The 22,925-nt window shown below is 63.9% G+C and carries 18 protein-coding genes and 1 tRNA gene; 12 read left to right on the top strand and 7 right to left on the bottom strand.

All coding sequences use genetic code 11. The features are described from left to right. Positions 1 to 127 precede the first annotated feature (127 nt). The 5 genes from PQV96_RS04280 (at position 128) to PQV96_RS04260 (ending at position 4,662) form a co-directional block, all read left to right on the top strand. On the top strand, positions 128 to 955 hold the full coding sequence (locus PQV96_RS04280; protein ID WP_198845796.1) for an IclR family transcriptional regulator domain-containing protein: 828 nt from the start codon (positions 128 to 130) through the stop codon (positions 953 to 955). Positions 956 to 1,193: 238 nt separating this feature from the next. Beyond that, a complete protein-coding gene (locus PQV96_RS04275) occupies positions 1,194 to 1,598 on the top strand; it encodes a hypothetical protein (RefSeq protein ID WP_207374466.1) in 405 nt (134 codons plus the stop codon). Positions 1,599 to 2,270: 672 nt separating this feature from the next. Further along, on the top strand, positions 2,271 to 2,705 hold the full coding sequence (locus PQV96_RS04270; RefSeq protein ID WP_066695761.1) for a DUF1841 family protein: 435 nt from the start codon (positions 2,271 to 2,273) through the stop codon (positions 2,703 to 2,705). Positions 2,706 to 2,897: 192 nt separating this feature from the next. Further along, positions 2,898 to 3,380, top strand: a complete 483-nt coding sequence (locus PQV96_RS04265) for a DUF3429 domain-containing protein (RefSeq protein WP_066695759.1) — start codon at positions 2,898 to 2,900, stop codon at positions 3,378 to 3,380. After that, on the top strand, positions 3,373 to 4,662 hold the full coding sequence (locus PQV96_RS04260) for an ABC1 kinase family protein (protein WP_066695757.1): 1,290 nt from the start codon (positions 3,373 to 3,375) through the stop codon (positions 4,660 to 4,662). Before PQV96_RS04265 ends, PQV96_RS04260 begins: the two co-directional genes overlap by 8 nt. A 91-nt stretch (positions 4,663 to 4,753) precedes the next feature. Here PQV96_RS04260 and PQV96_RS04255 read toward each other — a convergent pair whose 3' ends face one another. Then, positions 4,754 to 5,419, bottom strand: coding sequence for a c-type cytochrome (locus tag PQV96_RS04255; RefSeq protein ID WP_044401599.1), 666 nt, complete (start codon positions 5,417 to 5,419; stop codon positions 4,754 to 4,756). 111 nt (positions 5,420 to 5,530) lie between these two features. Here PQV96_RS04255 and PQV96_RS04250 point away from each other — a divergent pair, with 111 nt between their 5' ends. The 7 genes from PQV96_RS04250 (at position 5,531) to PQV96_RS04220 (ending at position 15,070) form a co-directional block, all read left to right on the top strand. Further along, positions 5,531 to 6,385 (top strand): AAA family ATPase, encoded by an 855-nt coding sequence (locus PQV96_RS04250; RefSeq protein WP_044401602.1) that lies wholly within the window; start codon positions 5,531 to 5,533, stop codon positions 6,383 to 6,385. Continuing rightward, the gene (locus PQV96_RS04245) at positions 6,386 to 6,628 is read left to right on the top strand and encodes a hypothetical protein (protein WP_082758785.1); all 243 of its coding nucleotides are present in this window, start codon (positions 6,386 to 6,388) and stop codon (positions 6,626 to 6,628) included. Positions 6,629 to 6,632: 4 nt separating this feature from the next. Then, positions 6,633 to 7,232 carry a GNAT family N-acetyltransferase gene (locus tag PQV96_RS04240; protein WP_066695755.1) on the top strand — a complete coding sequence of 200 codons (600 nt, stop codon included), beginning with the start codon at positions 6,633 to 6,635 and terminating at the stop codon, positions 7,230 to 7,232. A 21-nt stretch (positions 7,233 to 7,253) separates the two neighbouring features. Further along, positions 7,254 to 8,441, top strand: a complete 1,188-nt coding sequence (locus PQV96_RS04235) for a vWA domain-containing protein (RefSeq protein ID WP_066695753.1) — start codon at positions 7,254 to 7,256, stop codon at positions 8,439 to 8,441. Positions 8,442 to 8,570: 129 nt separating this feature from the next. Beyond that, entirely contained in the window at positions 8,571 to 10,481 is a 1,911-nt protein-coding gene (locus PQV96_RS04230) for an autotransporter assembly complex protein TamA (protein ID WP_082758784.1), read from the top strand. Then, positions 10,481 to 14,941, top strand: coding sequence for a translocation/assembly module TamB domain-containing protein (locus tag PQV96_RS04225; protein ID WP_273624704.1), 4,461 nt, complete (start codon positions 10,481 to 10,483; stop codon positions 14,939 to 14,941). Before PQV96_RS04230 ends, PQV96_RS04225 begins: the two co-directional genes overlap by 1 nt. 54 nt (positions 14,942 to 14,995) lie before the next feature. Further along, a tRNA-Arg gene (locus PQV96_RS04220) sits at positions 14,996 to 15,070 on the top strand. A 232-nt stretch (positions 15,071 to 15,302) separates the two neighbouring features. On the opposite strand, the gene PQV96_RS04215 is transcribed toward PQV96_RS04220, so the two are convergent. The 6 genes from PQV96_RS04215 to hsdR form a co-directional block, all read right to left on the bottom strand. Further along, a complete protein-coding gene (locus PQV96_RS04215; RefSeq protein ID WP_273624703.1) occupies positions 15,303 to 16,670 on the bottom strand; it encodes a restriction endonuclease subunit S in 1,368 nt (455 codons plus the stop codon). A 35-nt stretch (positions 16,671 to 16,705) separates the two neighbouring features. Beyond that, complete coding sequence (locus PQV96_RS04210; RefSeq protein WP_044395424.1) at positions 16,706 to 17,746, bottom strand: IS630 family transposase; 1,041 nt, start codon at positions 17,744 to 17,746, stop codon at positions 16,706 to 16,708. Positions 17,747 to 17,777: 31 nt separating this feature from the next. Further along, complete coding sequence (locus tag PQV96_RS04205; protein WP_273624702.1) at positions 17,778 to 18,032, bottom strand: hypothetical protein; 255 nt, start codon at positions 18,030 to 18,032, stop codon at positions 17,778 to 17,780. Positions 18,033 to 18,058: 26 nt separating this feature from the next. Beyond that, positions 18,059 to 19,540, bottom strand: coding sequence for a type I restriction-modification system subunit M (locus tag PQV96_RS04200; RefSeq protein WP_273624701.1), 1,482 nt, complete (start codon positions 19,538 to 19,540; stop codon positions 18,059 to 18,061). A 72-nt stretch (positions 19,541 to 19,612) separates the two neighbouring features. Continuing rightward, on the bottom strand, positions 19,613 to 20,170 hold the full coding sequence (locus tag PQV96_RS04195; RefSeq protein ID WP_207375149.1) for a hypothetical protein: 558 nt from the start codon (positions 20,168 to 20,170) through the stop codon (positions 19,613 to 19,615). Positions 20,171 to 20,230: 60 nt separating this feature from the next. Further along, on the bottom strand, positions 20,231 to 22,675 hold the full coding sequence (gene hsdR, locus PQV96_RS04190; protein ID WP_273624700.1) for an EcoAI/FtnUII family type I restriction enzme subunit R: 2,445 nt from the start codon (positions 22,673 to 22,675) through the stop codon (positions 20,231 to 20,233). Between the last annotated feature and the right edge of the window lie 250 nt (positions 22,676 to 22,925).

Here is a 22,925-nt window from a genome sequence, read left to right as displayed (position 1 = left end):
CTGTGTCCCCACAAAAAAGAACTTCAGGAATGGGCCAAAACACGAACCCGAAACCGCACCCGGCAAAGCCCGAGATTTGTTCATATATCGAACTTTTGTTCGTATAATGAATTATAGAGAAGTCCCAATGACGACGCCTGAAAACCACGAAGCCCCCTCGGGCGTGCCCGCTCCTGCCTCCACCCCCAAGCCGGGCGACAGCTATGTGCAGTCGTTCGCGCGTGGGCTGGAAGTGATCCGCTCCTTCAGCGCCAGCGCACCGCAGCAAACCTTGAGCGAGGTGGCCGCGCACACTGGCCTGACCCGCGCCGGGGCGCGCCGCATCCTGCTCACGCTGCAAACGCTGGGTTATGTGGAAAGTGACGGCAAGCTCTTTCGCCTCACGCCGCGCATCCTCGACCTGGGCTTTGCCTACCTGTCATCGCTGCCGCTGTGGAACCTGGCCGAGCCGCTGATGGAAGACCTGGTGGAAGAAGTGCGCGAATCGTCCTCGGCCGCCGTGCTCGATGGCCTGGACATCGTCTACGTGCTGCGCGTGCCCACCCACAAGATCATGCGCACCAGCCTGGGCGTGGGCTCGCGCCTGCCTGCAGCCTGGACTTCAATGGGCCGCGTGCTGCTGGCCAGCCTGCCCGACGACGAACTGCAAAGCCGCCTGGCCACACTGCCCCTGCAGCGCCACACCGCCCACACCGCCACCGACCTGCCCACCCTGCTGGAACGCATTCGCCAGGCGCGCACGCAGGGCTGGTGCCTGGTGAACCAGGAGCTGGAAGAAGGCCTCATCTCCATCGCCGCACCGCTCACCAACCGCCTGGGGCAAACGGTGGCAGCCCTCAACATCAGCGGACAGGCCAACCGCACCAGCGCCGAGCTCATGCAGCAAACCCTGCTGCCGCCGCTGCTGCGCGCGGCGCAAACCATCTCGCGGCTGATGGGTGCTCCGCGCCGCTGAACTCAGAAATGACACGCGGTACCACCTCTGAGCGATTTGAGATACGCAATGCTCAATAAGCAACCAAGCCAAACGCTGCAATCAAGTCACACGGAAGCGGATCTTCACTAGAGGGCACCGTGTAGAGCAGACGCCTAGCGTTCTGGTGCCCGAGCCCTAGTACGCCGATCCAAGCCTGGGCCCGTGAAGAGACCGCTCCAAAATCAACGACCAATAAATTGGAAAGCAGCCCCCCAACATGACATCGCACCACACCACTGAACAAATCGTCACGCTGCTGAAGTGCGCCACGGAAGAGCACTCTGTTTTGCAGATTGACATGCAGGATTTTGACGACGCGTTAAATCTTTGCGGTAGCTCACCAATGTGTTTTAACGTCACGGATGACGATGCTGGCGTAGTGCTTAACGCTTGCCGTGACGCAGCTGCGCATCTCGGGAACGCCCAAGTAGCAGCGGCTGTGGTTGTGTGCGGGATCGCCGACACCTCAGGCAACTACAAGCTAGCTCACCTCCAAGAAGTATTTGAAGTCTTCAGGCAAGCGATGGATGAGTCAGCATTTCTGGTTTTTGGTGCAAGTTGTGACCCGTCTCTGAAGACCAGCATGAGGGTGACATGGCTGGCTGGTGCCCCTGATCGGTAAAACCGTAGCGCATCTCAGCGCCCAGTCAAGCACAGCGGTGTCCTAGAGTCTCATCGCCCACAGCGAAAATCACGTGCAGGCCCAGCGGGGACAGGTTTTGTAGTCCCGCAGTCCAGAGCTGAAGGAAAAACACCATTCTCGAGGAACGACCAAACCGGTTGTGGACAGTCAAGGTGTATCAGCAATCGGCGGTATCCAAGTCCAACAGGCACCCAAACTCGCACCAGGAAGATTGGCGTGCCATACGCTATCAAACGGCGACCTGCACAACGCGATCGCTGCCGTAAGCAAACACCGCCTGTGAATGGGTCAAAGTGAAGGGGATAAGCAGGAGGTATCCAGCCACGAGCACCATTGGTCGTCCGGAGTGTCTTCCCCCGGAAAATAGAACTCAGCGCCCGATTTACGCGCTAGCTCGACTCCTACCGCTCTGGCTACGGGAATCTCCAAAAAACCAGGCAGCCCCCCCATGCAACACTCGGCGCTCACCATCACCAAGAAGGCCGCCAAGCAGCACGGCAGAGCAATAGCCACGCCCTTGAAAAAAGGCGGTGAACTCCAAGCCCCACCCACATGCCCCACGAGAGACGAGGCGCTGGTACCAGCGCTGGTGCCAGCAACAAAATTCAAACCCAATCGGATAGTTTGACTGGCATGCTACCCTCCCGCCCCATGTTCAACCCCACCCAAGCCGATGTGCGCCGCTTTCTGTGCGGCGTGCACGCCAAAGCCCAAAGCGGCGCGCCCATGGAAGCCATCGAAACGCTGGCCAGCCTGTGGATTGCCGAGCACCCCGAATACCACGCCGACCTGGCGGACATAGATGCAGCCATCGCCCGCAACTACGACGAAACGCCCCAGCAGACCAACCCCTTTCTGCACCTGTCGATGCACCTGTCGATCAGCGAGCAGTGCAGCATCGACCAGCCGCGCGGCATCCGCCAGGCAGTCGAATTGCTAGCCAAGCGGCTCGATTCGCTGCACGACGCCCACCACGCCGCCATGGAATGCCTGGGCGAGATGCTGTGGGAAAGCCAGCGATCCGGCCGCCCGCCCGACGGCAATGCCTACATCGCCGCCGTGCAGCGCCGCGCCACGCGGGACTGATCCTGTGCAGCGCAGGGCGCTATGAATTCGCGCTATTAATAAATGAGCACCTCGCGCTTATTACAAAAGCGCTAGCGGCACATTTGGCTTAAATACTGGCGCCACTGCACAGGCTGCACTGCGCCACACAACCACGCAGCCCACTCGGGAGTCGCGCTTTCCCCACAATGGCCCCATTGACCTGGAGGCCCCATGCAAAGCACCCACCCTACCCCATCGCCTTCACCCGCCTCGCTCACAGCGCTGCCCACCTCCGTGGCCTGGCTGGGCTATGGCGGGCTGCTGCCGTTCGCTGCACTGGCGGGCATCGGCTGGTGGGCGCCGGGCACACCGCTGTGGGGCACGGCGCTGCTGGCCTACGGCGCGGTCATTCTGAGTTTTGTGGGCGCGCTGCACTGGGGCTTTGCGATGTTGGTGGGCGAGCTGAGCGACACCGAACGCACGCACCGCTTTGTGTGGAGCGTGGTGCCATCGCTGCTGGCCTGGCCTGCCGTGCTGCTGCCCATGGCAGGCGGGGCGGCCTTGCTCATCGTGGGGTTTGCGGCGCACCTGGCGCAAGACCTGCGCCTGGCATCCCGCACGACACTGCCCGCCTGGTACCTGCCGCTGCGCTGGCGCCTCACGGTCACTGCCTGCGTTTGCTTGGCCCTGGGCGCGGTGGCCGCCCATGGATGAACGCCCAGACCCATTGCCCGCCGCGGCCTCGCCCAGCGCTACAGCATCCGTGCCCAGCGGCCGCTGGAGCCGCATGGCGCGCATGGGCACCCTGGCCACCGGGCTGGCTGGCGGCATGCTGGCCGAAGGCGCGCGCCGCGTAGCCGACCAGCTCGCGCAGTTGCGCGGCGCAGCCATGAAGGTGGGGCAACTGCTATCGATGGATGCAGGTGAGTTGCTGCCGCCCGAGCTGGGCGAAATCCTGGCGCGCCTGCGCTCAGACGCCAAACCCATGCCCATCGGGCAGATGGACGATGTGCTGACGGCCGCCTGGGGCGCGGGCTGGGATGCACGCTTTGCGCAGTTCGGCTTCACGCCCATCGCCGCGGCTTCCATCGGCCAGGTGCACCGCGCCACCACCAAGGACGGGCGGCAACTGGCCATCAAGGTGCAGTACCCCGGCATACGCCAAAGCATTGCCAGCGACGTGGACAACGTGGGCACGCTGCTGCGCGTGTCGGGCCTGCTGCCTGCCCACCTGGATGTGGCGCCACTCTTGGCCGAGGCCAAGAGGCAGTTGCACGAAGAAGCCGACTATCTGCGCGAGGCCCGCTGCCAAGCGCAGTTTGCAGCCCTGCTGGCCGACGCGCCGAACCTGCGCATTCCCACCGTGCACACCGACTGGACCACAGAGAACGTGCTGGCGATGGACTACGTGGAATGCGTGCCCATCGAATCCCTGCAGCGCTCGCCCCAGGCGCAGCGCGACGAGGTGGCCAGCACCCTGATGGGCCTGCTGTTCCGGGAGCTGTTCGAATTCCGCCTGGTGCAGACCGACCCCAACTTCGCCAACTACCGCTATGACAAGGCCAGCGGCCGCACCGTGCTGCTCGACTTTGGCGCCACGCGCGCCTATGGCAGTGAGGTGGTGGAAGCCTACCGGCGGCTAATGCGCGCCGCCATGCACGGCCACCGCGATGGCATGGACGAAGCAGCCCAGGCCATTGGCTACTTCGGCCACCACATCCAGCCCCACCAGCGCAACGCGGTGATTGACCTGTTCGCACTGGCCTGCGAGCCCCTGCGCCATGCCGATGGCTATGACTTTGGCACCAGCGACCTGGCCCAGCGCATCCGCACGGCGGGCATGGCACTGAGCACCGAAAAAGACTTCTGGCACACCCCACCGGCCGATGCGCTGTTCTTGCACCGCAAGCTGGGCGGGCTGTACCTGCTGGCGGCCAGACTCAAGGCCCAGGTACCGGTGCAGGCGCTGGCACGGCCTTATCTGGAGCAAGGCTGAGCCGCGTCATCAGCGTTTCGCCTCCAACCACCAACCTGCCAGACAACAAAAAGCCCGCCGAAGCGGGCTTCTTGGTGAACCGAAGAATGGCTCAGCGGAAGCGCGACTGAGGCACCACCTGCAGATCACCTTCCACAGAAGCCAGGTAGTTGGCCAGGGCCTTGAGTTCGGCGTTCGAGAACTGCTTTGCAATGCCGCCCATGATGGCGTTGTTGCGGCCCACGTTGGCGTTGCGTGCATCAGCCTTGTAGGACTTCAGTGCCACAAAGAGATAGTCGGCATGCTGACCAGCGATCTTGGGGTAAGAAGGATCGATGGGCTTGGCGAAGTTGTCGCCGTGGCAGGACACGCAAGCGCCCTTCTTCAGCAGCTCAGCCACTTGCACGCTGGGTTCGCGGCCGGGCTTGGCAGGCAGCTCGGTGCCCTTCTTGCCGTGTTGTTCGTAGTAGGCCGACACGTCGGCGATGTCTTGTTCAGACAGCGAATCGGCAATGCCGCGCATGGTGGGGTGCTTGCGGTCGCCCTTCTTGTAGGCATCGAGTGCCGAGGCAATGTACTTGCCGCTCTGGCCCGAAATCATGGGCACCTTGTGCACTTCAGGGAAGCTGGATTGGTAGCCCGGAATGCCGTGGCAGCCAATGCACATGGCGATTTTCTTTTCGCCGGCCTTCACGTCTCCCTTGGCTTCCTGGGCGTGAGAAAAAGCGGTCACAGAAGCGACAGCCAAGGCAAATATCGTGGTCAACGTCTTGTTCATTTTGCGCGCACAATCTCGTGGAGGTTCAGCTTCAGCTCTGGGCCCAGATCAGCGGCTGATTATAGCCAGCGCTTGTCAAGCCCATTCATCAACGATTTGGTGATTTCCCTTATGAAATTTCGCGGTTCCCAGAATTACGTCGCTACCCAAGATTTGATGTTGGCGGTGAATGCAGCCATCACCCTGCAGCGGCCGCTGCTCATCAAGGGCGAACCCGGCACCGGCAAGACCATGCTGGCCGAAGAAGTGGCCCAGGCTTTGGGCATGCCGCTGTTGCAGTGGCACATCAAGTCCACCACCAAGGCGCAACAGGGCCTGTATGAATATGACGCGGTGAGCCGTCTGCGCGACAGCCAGCTGAACGATGGCGACAGCGCCGAGCGCGTGAAAGACATCCGCAACTACATCGTGCAGGGCGTGCTGTGGCAGGCCTTCACGGCAGACCAGCCCGTGGCGCTGCTGATCGACGAGATCGACAAGGCCGACATCGAATTCCCGAACGACCTGCTGCGCGAAATCGACCGCATGGAGTTCTACTGCTACGAAACGCGTGAACTCATCCGTGCCAAGCACCGGCCGCTGGTGTTCATCACCTCCAACAACGAAAAAGAGCTGCCCGACGCCTTCTTGCGCCGCTGCTTCTTCCACTTCATCAAGTTCCCCGAAGCCGACACGATGCGCCAGATCGTGAACGTGCACTTCCCCACGCTCAAGAGCGAGCTGCTCACCGTGGCGATGAAGACGTTTTACGATGTGCGCAACCTGCCGGGCCTGAAGAAGAAGCCCTCCACCAGCGAGCTGATCGACTGGCTCAAGCTGCTGGTGGCCGAAGACATTCCGCTCGAAGCGCTGCAAAGCGCCGACAACAAGGTGGCCGTGCCCCCGCTGGTGGGCGCGCTGCTGAAGAACGAGCAGGACGTGAGCCTGTTTGAAAAGCTGGTCTTCATGAACCAGAGGAACCGCTAAGTGAGCGACAACAACACCGGAACACTGCTGGCCAACGGCGTGGCCGATGCCGTGGGCTTTGTGGGCGGGGCACTGCTGGGCTTTTGGGCTGGCCAGTGGTTGGGCGTAGACATTTTTGCGCCCGGCTACGGCACCGCCAGCCTGCTTGGCATTGCCCTGGTGGGCCTGGGCGGCGGCCTGGGCCTGCACGCAGCGCGGCGCTGGCAAACGCGCCGCCAAGACAAAGCCTCTGCCAAGGAGTAGCGCGATGGCTTTTGTGGAACCCGTGACCCTGCGCGAGCGCGGCGTGCGCCTGGAACCGCTGGCCGCATCGCACGAGGCGGGCCTGCGCGCGGCCGCCGCCGATGGCGAGCTGTGGAAGCTGCGCATCACCTCGGTGCCCGAGCCCGAAAACACTGGCAAATACATCGACGATGCCCTGCGCATGCGCGCCGAAGGCAACCGCTTTGCCTTTGCCGTGGTGGACGACACCACCGGCACAGTGCTGGGCACCACCAGCTACCACGACGTCCTGCCCGCCGTGAAGCGCGTGGAAATTGGCTACACCTGGTATGCCAAGAGCGTGCAGCGCACCCATGTGAACACCACGGCCAAGCTCTTGATGATGGGCCACGCCTTCGACACCCTGGGCTGCCATGTGGTGGGCTGGCGCACCGACAACTTCAACTTCGCCTCGCAGCGCGCCATCGAGCGGCTGGGCGCCAAGAAAGACGGCGTGATTCGCGGCCACGCGCTGCGCCGCGACGGCACCATCCGCGACACGGTCATGTACAGCATGCGCGCGGGCGAATGGCCCGAGGCCAAGGCACAGTTGCTATACCTTTTAGAGCGGCACGCGCTTGCCTAGCAAGCGCTGGAGGGCAAAATCATGTTGATTGACTTCTTCTACACCCTGCGCGCGGCCAAGCTGCCCGTGTCTGTGAAGGAATACCTCACCCTGCTCGAAGCCCTGCAAGCCGGCGTGGTGGGCCCCAAGTCAGACGATGCCTGGGCGCTGGACGATTTCTACAACCTCTCGCGCCTGACCTTGGTGAAGGACGAGAAGCACTACGACAAGTTTGACCGCGCCTTTGGTGCGTACTTCAAAGGCGTTGAAATGGTGGCCGACTTCACCAAGGAGATCCCTGCCGACTGGCTGCGCAAGATTCTGGAAAACGAACTCACGCCCGAGCAAAAAGCCGCCATCGAGAAGATGGGCTGGGACGAGCTGATGGAGACGCTGAAAAAGCGCCTCGAAGAACAGAAAGAGCGCCACGAAGGCGGCAACAAGTGGATTGGCACCGGCGGCACCAGCCCGTTTGGCCATGGCGGCTACAACCCGCAAGGCGTGCGCATTGGCGGCGCGGGCAAAAACAAGAGCGCCGTGAAGGTGTGGGAGCAGCGCGCCTACCGCGACTACGACGACACGCAGGAGCTGGGCACGCGCAACATCAAGGTAGCGCTGCGCCGCCTGCGCAAGTTTGCGCGCGAAGGGCATGAACTGGAGCTGGACCTGCCCGACACCATCCGCAGCACGGCGGCCAACGCAGGCTACCTCGACATCAAGATGGTGCCCGAGCGCCATAACAACGTGAAGGTGCTGCTGCTGATGGACGTGGGCGGCACGATGGACGAGCACATCCAGCGGGTGGAGGAACTCTTCAGCGCCGTGAAGACGGAGTTCAAGCACCTGGAGTTTTATTACTTCCACAACTGCGTGTACGACTTCATGTGGAAGAACAACCGCCGCCGCTTTGCCGAGAAGTTTCCGACCTGGGACATCATCCGCAAGTACAACAAAGACTACAAACTGATCTTTGTAGGCGATGCGACCATGAGCCCGTACGAAATCCTGCAGCCCGGCGGCAGCGTGGAATACAACAACGAGGAGCCGGGGGCGGAGTGGATTCAGCGCCTCACCCACGCCTTCCCGAAGTTTGCGTGGATCAACCCCGAGCCCCAGGGCGTGTGGCAGTACCGCCAGAGCATCAGCATCATCCAGCAGCTCATTGGCAACCGCATGTTCCCGCTGTCACTCAAGGGGCTGGAAGACACCATGCGCCTGCTGTCGAAGTAGCGCTGCGCCGGCGCGTGCTGCCACGGCCGCGCGGCCGAAGCTGTCCTACACCGGGCGCCTGTTTTTGCAGGCATAGTGCGGACCAGTTGCCGCCATACTTGCGCATTGCTGCGGCATTGCCTCCGTTCCATGATTTCTTCCTCGTCCGTTTCTGCTTCTCGCGTGCACGCACCGTGCAAGGCGCAGCCTCATCCAACGCCGACTCTGTGGTCGGCGTTGCTGCTATGTGGAGCGCTGGTTTTGCAGGGGTGCAGTGTGCTGTCGCCCCGGCCAGGGGCTGAACCAGCCGCTGCGGTCACCACCGAAGACCAGCCCGCCTTCAGCCTGGAAGTGAAGGCCCCAGACTCGGTGCGCGACACGCTGGAGAGCCACCTGGAACTGCAGCGCTTTCGCCTGTTGCCCGATCTGCAAAACGAAGAACTGCGCCGCCTGCTGCACGCCGCCGACGCCAACGCCCGCGAACTGCTGGGCACGCTGGGCTACTTCGCGCCCACCATTGCGATTGAGCTGCGAGAGGCCGCAGCGCCACAACCGCCGTATGCCGTCACCATCACCGTGGAGCCCGGCCCGCAGACGCGCGTCACGCAGGCCGACATCCGCCTGACCGAAGGGGCTGAAACCGAGCCAGGTGCCGGCGTGCGCCAATTGCAACGGGTAGAAAGCAACTGGGCGCTGCCCGCAGGCAGCCCCTTCACGCAAGGCGCCTGGTCAGACGCGAAAAGCAGCGGGCTGCGCCAACTGCAAGTGCGCCGCTACCCCACCGCCAGCATTGCCAGCAGCCGCGCCGAGGTGGATGCCGACACCCACGAAGCCAAGCTGGCCGTGACCTACGACCCCGGCCCGCCCTACCGCTTTGGCCCGCTGCAAGTGCGCGGCAGCCAGCGCTATGACCCCGATGGCGCGCGCCGCCTGGCCCGCCTGCCCACTGGCAGCGTGTACGACGAAGCAGAAATGCTCGATGCACAGCAGCGCCTGGCCAACAGCGGCTACTACGACGCGGTGTTCCTCACGCTGGACACCGAGAGCCACGACCCGCAGGCAGCCCCCGTGATTGCCCAGGTGCGCGAAGCCAAGCTGCAAAAGCTGGTGTTTGGTGCGGGCCTGTCCACCGACAGCGGGCCACGCCTGTCGATAGACCACAGCCACAACCAGTGGCCCACGCACGGCTGGCGCGCGGTGAACAAGCTGTCGCTCGACAAGAATGCACAGCAACTGGGTACGGGCTGGACGGCCTTGCCCAACGACAACGGCTGGCGCTGGTTCACATCGGCCCTGGCACAGCGCCAGCAGACGGGCGACTACGACGTCAACAGCTTGGAGGTGCTGGGCGGGCGCAGCAAAAGCACCAAGAACATCGACCGCACCTACTTTCTGCGCTACGACGCCACCCGCCCCCAGGGGCTGAACGCCCCCGCCGACAGCGCTGCGCTGAGCGCCAACTATGGCTGGACGGGCCGCTATTTCAACAGCAAAACGGCACCCACCCGCGGCTGGGGCATTGCCGTGGAACTGGGCGCCGGCATGACCTTGCGGCCCGAACGCAACCCGTTCACGCGCACCCTGGTGCGCTGGCAGTCGTTCTTCCCCGCAGGGCGGGTGGAGGCAGACAACGGCGAGGCCCGCGCCGCACGCATTTCGGTGCGCACCGAGGTAGGCGCCGTGCTGGCGCGTGGCAGCGCAGAAATCCCGGTCACACAACTGTTCCTCACCGGTGGGGACACCACCGTGCGGGGCTACAGCTACCGCAGCATCGGTGCGCGCACGCAAAACAACCAGCTCTATGGTGGCCGCTACATGGGCGTGGCCAGCGTGGAATGGCAACGCCCCATCACCTACCGCGGCAACATGACCGATTGGGAAAACACCCTGTTTGTGGATGCAGGGGCCGTGGCCGACCGCGCCGGAGACCTGGACCCGCGCGTGGGCATAGGCACCGGCGTGCGCTGGCGCAGCCCCGTGGGGCCGCTGCAGGCCGACCTGGCCTGGGGCGTGCAATCCAAACAACTGCGGCTGCACCTGCGCCTGGGGTTCACTTTCTGATGCCTACGTTCAACGAGCCCACAGGTCCGGGTAGCCCGCCCAGCCCCAACGAGCCTGCCCACACCGCTGCACCGCCACCGCGCCGCCGCAGTGCGCTGCGCTGGCTGGGGTGGGCGGTCGCCGCACTGCTCTTGGCCATTGCGCTGGCAGGCGCAGGGCTGTGGTGGTGGGCTGGCCAGGCCACTTCACTGGCCACGGTGCTGCAGCGGACAGCGCAGTGGCTGCCCGCCGGGCAAAGCTTGCAAAGCCGCGATGTGACAGGGTCGCTGCGCAGCGGCGGGCGCATTGGCTGGCTGCGCTGGAGCAGCCCAAGCCTGGTGGTAGACGTGACCGACGCCCAGGTGGGCTGGCAACTGCCCCTGCTGCTGCAGCGCCGGCTGGAGCTGCGCGATATCCGCGCTGCGCGCATCCACGTCACCCCGCTGGAACATGACCAGCCCGCCACCCCGCCCCAGCCGCTGCAAGAGCTGGTGCTGCCGCTGACGGTGGAGCTGGGCTTCCAGGTAGACCAATTGCAGTGGGGCGACAACCCGGCCTTGCAAGCCCAGGGGCTGGCGGGCACCTACCGCTTTGACGGGCAAGACCACCGGCTGACCATCAGCAACCTGGCGCTGGCACAAGGGCGCTACACCGCCAGCGCCGTGCTGCAAGCCCGCGCCCCCATGGCCCTGCAGGCCGCGGTGGACGGCACCGTCACCACACCCCTACCGGGCCGCACAGAGGCATTCACTGCAGCCGCACAGGTACGTGCCGATGGCACCCTGGCCACCGAGGCTGCGCAGTTGAACCTGGAAGCCAACCTGCAACCAGCGGGCGCCACGCCAGCCCCAGGCACCACCCCTGCTGCAAAGGCAGCCCCCACAGCGCGCGTCCCAGCACCTGCCCCGGCAGCCATGCGCGCCACGGCCCAAGCCACCGTGCGGCCCTGGGCCCCACAGCCGCTGGAGCAAGCGCGTGCCACCCTCCAAGCCGTGAACCTGGCGGCCCTGTGGCCCCAGGCGCCCACCACCGATCTGCACGGCACGCTGACGGCAGGGCCCGATGCCAGTACCGGCACCAGCACCCAAGCCCCCGCCCAGCAGAATGCCTGGAACCTGACTGCAGACCTCACCAACCGCGCGCCCGGCCCCTGGGATACCCAGCGCCTGCCGCTGGCAGGGCTGCAAGCGCAGGCCCGCTACGCAGCGGGCGGCTGGACGGTGAACCAGGCCACGGCCACCGTGGGCTCAGCCCCCCGCGCAGGCAGCCTGGACCTGCAAGGCAGCTTTGCGCCCGCCACCGGGGCAGTGCAAGGCTCGATCCGCCTGCGCAACCTGTCGCCCGCCGCCCTGCATTCCGCTCTGGCGGCGTCGCCCCTGTCGGGCAGCGTGCAGGCCCAAATGCCGTCGCAGGCCAGCCCACTGACCAGCACAGTGGTGCGCTTGACGGCAGACATTCGATCAGCAGCGCCCGCTGGCACCGCACCGGCGAGTGCGACAGACCTGCGCATTGACGCCTTCACCGCCCAGGGCCAATGGAACCCCGATGACAACGGGGGCACGGTGCACATCGAACAGCTGGCGCTGGATGCGTTGCGCGCCCGGTTGCAGGCAACGGATCTGCGCATCAGCCGTGGCGCGCCACCCGGTGCGACACCTGCCGCCAGCAATCCAGCCGTAGCCGTCTCGGGCCAGGGGCTGGTGCAGCTCACCCTTCCCGGCTCGCAAGTGCGCGTGCAGGGCAATATCGCCCCCCGCACTGGCCAGGGCGAAGGCCGCTGGAGCCTGACCGATGCCGACCAAACCCTGCGCTGGCTAGGCCGCTTGCCCTGGCTGGGCAAAGACCTGCAAGGCACGCTGCGCACCGCCTCGGCCAAAGGCCAGGCACAGCTGCAACTGCAATGGAAGGGCGGCTGGAGCACTCTGCAGCAGCAACTGCACACGGCAGCCCAGGGCCTGCCCCCCAGTGCTGGCGCCAAAGCCCCGCCCTTTCAGATACAGACCTCACTGACCAGCCCGCAATTGGACCTGGTGCTCCCCCCCCAGGCCAGCGGCACCGCAGACGCCACCAACGTGGCGACATCGGTGCAACTGCGCGCCCTGAAAGCCGAGCTGAACGGGCAACTGCCGCAAGCCACGCTGCGCCTGGAAGGCGAAGCACGCACAGGCACCCAACACCTGTCGCTGCAGACCCAAGCCACCGGCGGGCTCAGCGGCGCTGGGCAATGGCAGGCCCAGTGGAGCCAACTGCGCGCACAGTGGCAAGACACGCGCCGCCCTGGGGTGTGGACGGCTCAACTCACGCAGCCCTGGGCCATGTCGCTGCGCACCGGCGCCAGCCCTGCCACCGCCGTGGCGCCGTCTGCGCGGGCCTCATCCACAGCAAGCGCTGCGCCCACCGGCAAACCCCAGGGGCTCACCCTGCAAGCCAGCGCCGGGCAGGCGCAAATCACCGGCCCCGTGCCGGGCACCGTGGCGCTGCGCTGGCAGCCCGTGCGGCTGACCACGGTGGCGGGCGGCCTGCCACGCCTGCAAACACAAGGCACGCTGCAAGGCCTGCCCCTGGCCTGGGTGGATGCGTTCGGCATGGATGCCGCCCCCACGCCTGCACCCAGCACCGCCGTGCCCGGCGCCGCCTCCACGTCGCCCACCGCGCCCACGCTGGCGCCACAACCATTGTTGGCCCGCCTGGGGCTGGCTACCGATCTGCTGCTGGAAGGCCAGTGGAACGTGGACACCACCGAATCCCTGCGCGCCACGGCCAGCCTGCGCCGCACCCAGGGCGACTTGCGCATCTTGAGCGCAGAGCCACCGGCAGAGACCACCAGCATCAGCACCGGCCAGGGGCTGGGGCCGGGCAGCGTGACCACCATCACGCCAGCATCCACCGCTGCCACCAGCCGGGGCACCCCGGCCGGTGTGCGACAGGCAGAGCTGAGCGTGCAGCTGGACGCAGACGCCCTGAACGCCCACCTGCAGTGGGCCAGCGCACGCGCTGGCGAGATTGACGCCACCGCCAGCACCCGCCTGCAGTGGGGCAAAGACACCGCCCCCTGGCCTGCAGACGCACCGCTGGCCGGCAGCGTGCGCGCCCGCCTGCCCGACGTGGGCGTGTGGTCTGCCCTGGCACCCCCCGGCTGGCGCGTGCGCGGCACGCTGGATGCCAACGCCACCTTGTCGGGCACGCGCAACGCCCCGCGCTGGTCTGGCACGCTGGCGGCCGATGAACTGGCAGTGCGCTCACTCATCGATGGCGTGGACCTGCAAGGCGGCCGCCTGCGGGCCAGCCTGCGCGGCAACCAGCTGGAGCTGACCGAGTTCCAGCTGCAAGGCGGGCGCGGCAGCAAGGCCCGCATTGCCGGGCAAAGCGGCAACCGCACCCAGACCCCCACCGACCGGGGCAGCCTCTCGGCCACGGGCCGCCTGACCTGGAGCGATGCCGACACCACCAGCGGCACCCCACCGCGCATTGCCATGGACCTGCAAGCCCAGGCCCAGGCGCTGCAGGTGCTGGTGCGGGCCGACCGGCAGGTGAGCGTGTCGGGCAACCTGCGGGCGCAGCTGCAAGAAGGCCAGTTCAGCCTGACCGGCAAACTCACCACCGACCGCGCCACCATCATCCTGCCCGACGAAACCGCCCCCACGCTGGACTCTGACGTGGTCATCCGCTCTGCCGCGCGCGACCGCGAAGCCCAGGCCCGCGCCCAGGCCGCCGCCCAAGCCCACCAAAAGGCCGAGCAAGCGCCCCAGCTGGTGCCCGCCAAGCCAGCGGTCATCGCCATCACGCTGAACCTGGGCAACGACTTTGCCCTGCAGGGCCGGGGCATCACCACCCGGCTCACGGGCGAGGTGGATGTGCGCAGCGCCGCCACCGCAGGCGCCCCACCCCGCGTGACGGGCGAGGTGCGCACCGAAGAGGGACGCTACCGCGCCTGGGGCCAGATGCTGGACGTGGAGACCGGGTTGATCCGCTTCAACGGGCCGTACAACAACCCCTCGCTCGACATCCTGGCGCTGCGCCCCAACATCAGTGTGCGGGCGGGCGTGCAGGTCAGCGGCTCAGCCCTGGCCCCGCGCGTGCGCCTGTATTCCGACCCCGAGCTGCCCGACGCTGAAAAACTCGCCTGGGTGGTGCTGGGCCGCGATGCCACCGCCGGCGGTGCCCAGGCCGCCGTGCTGCAACAAGCCGCCCTGGTTCTGCTGGGCCGCCGCGGGCAATCGCCCACCGGCAACCTCGCCAGCCGCGTGGGTCTGGACGAAATCGGCTTCAAAGGCGCGGCCCCCGGCGAAGACGCCAACACCGCCGCCCTCACCTTCGGCAAGCGCATTTCCAAAGACCTGTACCTGACGTACGAACGCACGCTGTCGGGCACCCTGGGCGCGCTCTACATCTTCTACGACCTCTCGCGCAACCTCACCCTGCGGGGCCAGGCGGGCAGCAACAGTGCGGTGGATCTGATCTACACGATGAAGTACGACTGAGAACCTGTTCCAAGCCCCGCCACCCTGCCCGCAGCCTCTACAATCCCGCCCTGTCTCCTCGTAGTTCAATGGATAGAACGAGTGCCTCCTAAGCGCTAGATACAGGTTCGATTCCTGTCGAGGGGACCAAGAATTTGGGTCCAATCGCCTGATTGGCGACATAGCGCAAACCCCATTCGCCCTGAGCCCGTCGAAGGGCTGTTTGCAAACAGTGCCCAGACTTGGACAGACTCAGCCCGAACGGGTGGAGTGGTATCTGAGGCAAGTAGCCAATCAGGCAAATCGGCCTCCAGCGCTTATCCAGCAAGCGCCAGTAGCTATCAAAACAGAAGCATTTTGACAGCCAGCCCGCCGCCCCGCATCACCCCACAGACTCCACCAGCGCCTCGGCCAGACGGGCCTGCACTGCCTCGCGCTCGGCCAGGCGCTGGCGCAGGTCGGCGCACAGGCGGCGCAGGGCGGTGACGCGGGTGACGATGCGGGATTGTTCTGTCTTGCTACAGACTGGAATCCAGAAGCCTCGAAGATCAGACTGCGAGATATTGACTTGGCTTGCTGCCATGCCCGACTTTGCGGCTTCGATTTGGTCCTTCGTGTAACCCGCATTCAATGTAAGCACGATGAAGGCAGGCAACATTTCGTCAGCCACAGGATGAAATCGAACGATCTTGTCGGACAACATCAGTCGAGGCGGCGCCCTGTCAACCCAGCAGGAGATACCAACGCGGTTCATAGGTCCCGCGCGTGTAATGAGGATGTCTCCGTCCTGCACCTCAATTTCAGGCCGTGGGCTCAACTTGTTTGGTAAGACTTTGTGCTCGCGTGGTCGAAATTCATTGACCTGAACTGCCGTCGTTCGCAAAACCGCCCAACGCGTCGGATCGGATCGCTCCCCCTCATCGCAAGCAGGACTCCACCCTGAACCCATGTTCTCGACGAGGTCACCTAGCTGCGCCCAGGTCCATCGGTCAGGCAACTCATAGGGAAACAGCGGCAACTTGTCGTCAGTTGGCTTGCGGCTTTTTCCGGCACTAGCGGCCTTTCGCTGCATGACCCGAACGATCAACTCAGTGGCGGGTTCGTCGGTGGGGTCTTGGGGCACGAGCAGGCCGCGCACGGCCAGTTGCAGCAGGGTTTGCTCCAGCGCGTCGATGGCTGCGGGGCGATCCAGCAACAGGTCGAAGTGCTGGGCCACGCGCTGCCAGTTGTCAGCCAGTTCTCCGGGTGAGGTGCTGGCGGTGAGCGTGCCCAGCAGGGTGCTGACCAGTTGGGCATGTTGCGCGGCCTCCAGTTGGCCCTTGGCCTCCAGCGCATCGCACAGGCGCATGAGAGCTTCGACGCGGGTGACGATGCGGGATTGTTCGGCGAGGGGTGGCAATCCGACGATTTCGGCATACACATCATTGCGATTGATGCCAGGAATCGCTGTTGCCTTGTCATGCTTTGCGAGTCCCAGCGACCTTAATAGGTGGAACGCGAAATGCAGTTCGATTCCACTAGGGGGCGTAACGAAATAGCTTGTGTCGATTGACCAAAACGGCACCAGTGAAATGTTGATAGCACCGACGGAGCCCTTACGCCCAACAATCAGAGATGGCTCGCTGACCAATGCAGATGAATGAAATCCAACAATTCCGTTGGAGCCGTAGACAGGTATTGAGCCGGGTAGTCTTTCCTTTTCTGGTAAAGCAGAACCGTATTCCAGCGACAGCACACTTCCGAGCCGCACCCACTCCCACCCTATTGCTCCGGCCCCATGAAGTCTCAAGCGGCGGCATATTTGACGCGGGGATCCTGAAAGTAGCTCATCACCCGCTCGGGTGACTTCTCCAGCATGGCCATGTGTTCGTTGGCCGCATCGCGCAGTTTTGCCTTTGTTCTGACCGGGACCCGCTTGCCCATGGCCTGCTTGAGGTCGGCGTTCAAACGCTCTTCTGGGTTGAGTTCCGGGCTGTAGCTGGGCAGGTAGAACACCTCGATCTGTTCCTTTCTCTCTGCCAGCCACGCCTTGACCGGTTTGCTGTGATGTACACGCAGGTTGTCAAGGATCAGGAACACCTTCTTGCCCGCGTCCTTGATCAAGGCCTCCAGGAACTCAATCAACTTGTCGCTGTTGAAGGCCTCGTCAATGATCATCCAGCGTGCCTTGCCCCGGTTGGTCACCGTGGCGATCATCGACAGCTTCTGGCGTGTGCTGCCCACCGTGAACGCCACGGGTGTCTCACCTGCTGGTGCATAGCTCCTGCCGCGTACATCGGTGTTGACCAGTGCGGTCTCATCGCCCCAGTGGATTTCGCCGCCCTCAGCCTTGGCCTTGGCCTCGATGGCCGGGTAGTGTTCATCTAGCCAGGCCTTGACGGCTTCGGGGCGTTGTTCGTATGCCTTCTTGATGGGCTTTTGTGGGGTGAAACCCCAGCGTGCCAGGTATTTGCCCACGGTGCGCACACCCAATTTCAAGCCACATTCCTGTTCGATAAGCTGCATCACGGCGGCGCGACTCCACAGGAAGAAGTCCATCTTCAATTGCTCGGGACGTTTGTCGCAGATGGTCTTTTGGATGTGGACTTCTTGCTCGGGCGTGAGCAATCGGGCATCGCCTTTCGTGCGACCACGACCGGCTGGTTTGATGGCTGGCCAGCCGCCTTGCTCGAACAGATCAAGCACCTTGCGCACAGCCGGGTAGCTCAAGCCCGACATCTGCACCAGTTCCATGACTTTGATGCCCCGTTTGTGCAGTCGGATGACTTGCTTGCGCCGCTCGTGAAGCTGCTCCAGGGTTTGGTATCTCGCGTCTTCTTTGTCCATGCTGCTTCGAACGCGAAAATCAGCAGAAAGTTCAATCTTTATGGGGCCCGATCAATAGTGGCAATTCAAACGGCTTTTCCTCTTCGGCAATCGCCGCCAGCGGCTTGTCCCGCTTGGATTTCCCCTCGACGATCAACCGATCCTTCTCCGCCCGAATCTTCTGCAGCAACACGCCGGCCGGTTCATCGGCCGGGTCTTGCGGCACCAGCTTGCCTTGCACGGCCAGGGTGAGGATGAGTTCGCGCAGCTTGGCGACGCCACCGGGGGCGGTGGCGATTAGCTCCATATTTGATAGCAGCATGCGCTTATTCCTCAAGCGCTAGCGGCTGTTTTTGCCATTAAAGACTGCTCCAGGATGCCCTTGAGCTCGTCGCGCAGGGCTTGGGCTTCGGCCTGCAGGCGGGCGTAGTCGGCCAGCAGCTCGCCGGGGTCGTGGCTGGTTTGTTCGCCGACGTGGGGGTTCTTCTGGTCGAGGTTCCAGTTAGCGGCGCGGATGGTGTCGATGCTGACCTTCCAGGCGCGTTCGTTTTCCACACGGGCGGCAAAGCCGTCGGCCTCGGTGCCCCACCAGGCTTTCTCGGCATCGAATTCTTCGATGCGGATGGGCTTGGTCTTGTTGTAGTTCTTCACGCCCGGCGGGTACGGGTGTTCGTAATACCAGACATGCTGCGTGGGCTGGCCTTTGGTGAAGAACAGCAGGTTGGTCTTGATGCCGGTGTAGGGCGCAAACACGCCATTGGGCAGGCGCACGATGGTGTGCAGGTTGCACTCGGTGAGCAGCTGCTCTTTGATGCGGCTTTTGACGCCTTCGCCAAACAGGGTGCCGTCGGGCAGCACCAGGGCGGCGCGGCCGTTGTTTTTGAGGATGTGCTTGATGAGCACCAGAAACAGGTCGGCCGTTTCTTTGGTGCGCACGTCGGCGGGGTAGCCTTGTTCGATGCCGGGTTCCTCCACGCCACCAAAGGGCGGGTTGGTGAGCACCACGTCCACGCGGTCGGCCTGGGTGTAATCGCGCAGGGGGCGCGCCAGGGTGTTGTCGTGGCGGATGTTGCTGGGCACTTCGATGCCGTGCAGCATCAGGTTGGTAACGCAGAGCATGTGCGGCATCTGCTTTTTCTCGACGCCGCGAATGCTGTTCTGCAGCAGGGTTTCTTGCTCGGCGTTTTTGACCTGTTTGCGCAGGTGCTCAATGGCGCACACAAGGAAGCCGCCGGTGCCGGTGGCCGGGTCGAGCACCACTTCGCCCAGTTGCGGGTTGACCATGTCCACCATGAACTGGGTGACGGCGCGGGGGGTGTAGAACTCGCCCGCGTTGCCGGCGCTTTGCAGGTCTTTGAGGATTTTTTCGTAGAGGTCGTTGAACTGGTGGCGCTCGGCCTGGCGGTTGAAGTCGATGGCGTTCAGTTTGTTGACCACCTGGCGCAGCAGGTGGCCGCTTTTCATGTAGTTGTAGGCGTCTTCAAACACGCCGCGCACCACATAGCCGCGCGGGTTGCGCACGGGGTCGGCGCTGAGGCTTTTGAGGGTGGCGAAGAGCTGGTTGTCCACAAAGTCGAGCAGCGCGTCGCCAGTCATGCCCTCGGGGTCTGCAGCCCAATTGCGCCAGCGCATGGACTCGGGGATGGGGCTTTGGTAGTGGTCGCGCGTCAGCTCCAGCTCTTCTTCCAGCGCATCAAACACCTTCAAAAACAGCAGCCAGGTGAGCTGACTGATGCGCTGGGCGTCGCCATCGACGCCGCTGTCCTGGCGCATGATGTCCTGGATGGATTTGATGACGGGGGTGAGGTTGGACATGGGGTGCAAAATTTAAGTCAAAACAGGCTCTAGCGCTTATTGGATAAGCGCTAGTAGCTATCATTTTATGAGCTACTTCGCCACTGTTTCGGGCGGTATCCGGGGCAGCAGGCGGTCGCGATAAAGCGCCCCCTGGGCGCGGCAGGCGGCGAGTTGCTCTTTGAAGCTGCTCCGGTAGTTTGGCCCCAGCCAGGCGCCAAAGCCCACCAGCCCGTCGCAGATGACCTGCCCTTGAAACACCAGCAGACCGCAGGAGATGACGGCACCGCTGCTGCCAAGCATTTCTTTGAGGGGCGTGGTCAGCGTCTTGATGGCATACGCCGCATTCGTCTCATGGGGCTCCAGAAAGTGGCTGTGTGTGGCGGTGTCGTTGACATAGATCCATTTGTCAACGCGCAGCGTGTGCACGGCTTGCAGCACGTCGTCGGCACAGAAGCGGCCCTGGTCCTGCAGGTGTGCCAGCGCTGGCTGCAAAAGCGCAGGGTTGGCATACAGGGCATCGCGTGCCGCGGTCAGTTGCGCCACCAGGTTCGCCTTGCGCTTGGTGGTGGGGATGGTTTCGAGCAGGCTTTGGTAGTTGGCAATGAAGTGCCGTGCCGCTGCAGGGTCGATGCATTTTTTGTTCGTCATAGGGGATTCCAACGCGGCTCTTGAGAGGCTGGTGTTTGTCTGAATTTCGGCGGGCAGCAGTCAGCGAGGAGCGTACAGCTCGCGCTCCAGGGTTTGCAGCGCGCTCAGGTACTGCGGGCGGCCGCCAAAGCTGCGCACCAGTTCCACCGGGCTGCCCAGGTCGGTGAAGGGCTGGAGCTTGAAGACTTCGTTGCTCTCGATGGTGGCGATGCCTTCGTCGGCGTATTTGTCGAGCAGTGCCTCCAGCACCTTGCGGGCCACGGGGCCGTATTGGGTGAAGACATTGCGCTTTTGCACGCGGCGAGCGCGCTCGCTGCGGGTGAGCGGGGGCTGGTCGTAGGCTACATGCAGCAGTAAATCGAACGGGTCGAGGTCTTTGCCAACCTCGTCGGCCAGGGCGTCGAGCAGCACGCCCTGCCCTTCGAGCTCTTGCAGCAGGGCGGCTTTGCGGTCGGCCTGTTGCCAGGCTTGCAGGAACTGGTCGAGCGAGTCGTATTGCTTGCGCAGGTTGATGCGGGTGTAGTCGCGCAGGCTTTCGGTGATGAGCTTGCCCTGCGCGTTGAGATACTGCACACGCTCGCGGGCGACGGCCACGGTGACGTTGTTGCCGAGGATGTATTTCTTGGGGCCGTCCGCCTCGCCGCCGCCTTTGAAAGGCCCCAAGGGTTCTGGCGCGCCGCCGGTGTGGCCTGCATCGCCCGGATTGCCGCCGGGCACGGCAGGTTCGGGCGGGGCCACGGGCTCGCCGCTGCCGGGTTCGTAGATTTGCACTGGCTCGCCGTCAAAGTCCTTATCGGCAAACAGTTCGGTGGCGCGCTTGAAGTCGAGGATGGTGAACCAGGTTTTGCCGTGGTGCTCATTGATGCGCGTGCCACGGCCGATGATCTGCTTGAACAGCGTCATGGACTTGATGCCCTGGTCCAGCACGATGAGCTTGCAGGTTTGTGCATCCACCCCCGTGCTCATGAGCTTGGAGGTGGTGGCAATCACCGGGTAGGTTTTCTCGGGGTCGATGAAGTTGTCGAGCTCCAGCTTGCCCTCGGTGTTGTCGCCGGTGATCTGCACCACATATTTGGGCTGGGTGGCGCACAGGTCGGCGTTGGCGTTGGCGAGCGCCTGGCGCATGCGCGCGGCGTGGTCGATGTCTTCGCAAAAGACGATGGTCTTGGCGTAGCGGTCGGTGGCCTTCAAATACTCGGTGATCTTGGCGGCCACGGCCACGTCGCGCTGCTCCAGCACGAGCTTGCGGTTCATGTCGGCGCCGGTGTAGATGCGGTCTTCGATGGCGTGGCCGTGTTTGTCGGTCATACCGGCGGTGGGGCGCCAGCCAAAGGTGTCTTTGTCCAGATCGACGCGGATGACTTTGTACGGGGCGAGGTAGCCGTCTTCGATGCCTTGCTTGAGGCTGTAGGTGTAGACGGGCTCGCCAAAGTAGTCGGTGTTGGAGACGTCTTTGGTCTCTTTGGGCGTGGCCGTGAGGCCGATCTGCGTGGCGCTGGCGAAGTAGGTGAGGATGTCGCGCCAGGCGGAGTCTTCGGCGGCGCTGCCCCGGTGGCATTCGTCCACCACGATGAGGTCGAAGAAGTCAGGGCTGAACTGCTTGTAGATGTTGCGCTCTTCGTCGGTGCCGGTGACGGCCTGGTAGAGCGAGAGGTAAATCTCGTAGCTTTTGTCTACCAGCTTGGTGGTTTTGTGGACGGCCAATTCCACGTCCTCGACCGACACCGAGCCCTGCGCATCCATCCGCTCCACGCCCTTGGCATTGGGGCTGAGCTTGGCCATGGCGCCCTTGAAGGGGCGAAAGTCATTGACCATGGTCTGGTCGATGAGGATGTTGCGGTCGGCCAGGAACAGGATGCGCTTTTTGGCGCCGCTCTTCCACAAGCGCCAGATGATCTGGAAGGCGGTGTAGGTCTTGCCGGTGCCAGTGGCCATGACCAGCAGCACGCGTTTTTGCCCGGCGGCGATGGCCTCGACCGCGCGGTTGACGGCATTGAGCTGGTAGTAGCGCGGGGTTTTGTGGGGGGCGTAGTCAAAACCGGCGACGCGGCTTTCTTCGTCAGACCAGCCCTTCCAGGTGCAATAGCGGCGCCACAGCTCTTGCGGCGAGGGGAACTCTTCGAGGGTGAGGTTTTGCTCCAGCACGCCGGTGGCCAGGGTGGCGTCGCGGAACACGAAGCCATCGCCGTTGCTGGAGAAGCTGAAGGGCACATCCAGCAATTGGGCGTAGTTCAGCGCCTGGCCCATGCCTGCACCCACGGCGTGTTGGTTGTCTTTGGCCTCGACCACCGCCAGGGGAATGTTGGCCTTGTAGAACAGGGCGTAGTCGGCGCGCAGCACCGTGCTCTTGTCGCGGTAGGCTTTGTTGCCACGCACCACCACGCGTCCAGCCCGCAGGGGGTATTCACGAAAGATCTGGTCCAGACCATTCCATCCAGCCTTCTCCATGGCGGGGCGGATGAACTTGTCGCAGATGTCGCTTTCGGAAAGTTGGGTCTTGTCCATTCGGTGGTGCGCACCGCCCCTGAAAGAGCACGGCCCGTAGTGAATTGTTACCTGATGGTACTGCCTCCCCTTTCCGCTTTTCAGGATCACCACCCGTCGTGCTGCGGCACACCGTCTCCAATCAGCCACATGGGTGCAGCGCAAGCAATGTGGGCACTTTCACCATCGAAACCCGAGAAATCCACAGACATGAGGCTTGCAGGCCGGTTTTGATTGCTGCCGAGCCAACACAAGCAAAATCAGCCGCTAG

Source organism: Acidovorax temperans (assembly GCF_028596105.1).
Lineage (GTDB): Bacteria > Pseudomonadota > Gammaproteobacteria > Burkholderiales > Burkholderiaceae_C > Acidovorax > Acidovorax temperans.
Note: the sequence above shows the minus strand (reverse complement) of the source record. Positions and strands in the feature narration are given on the sequence as shown.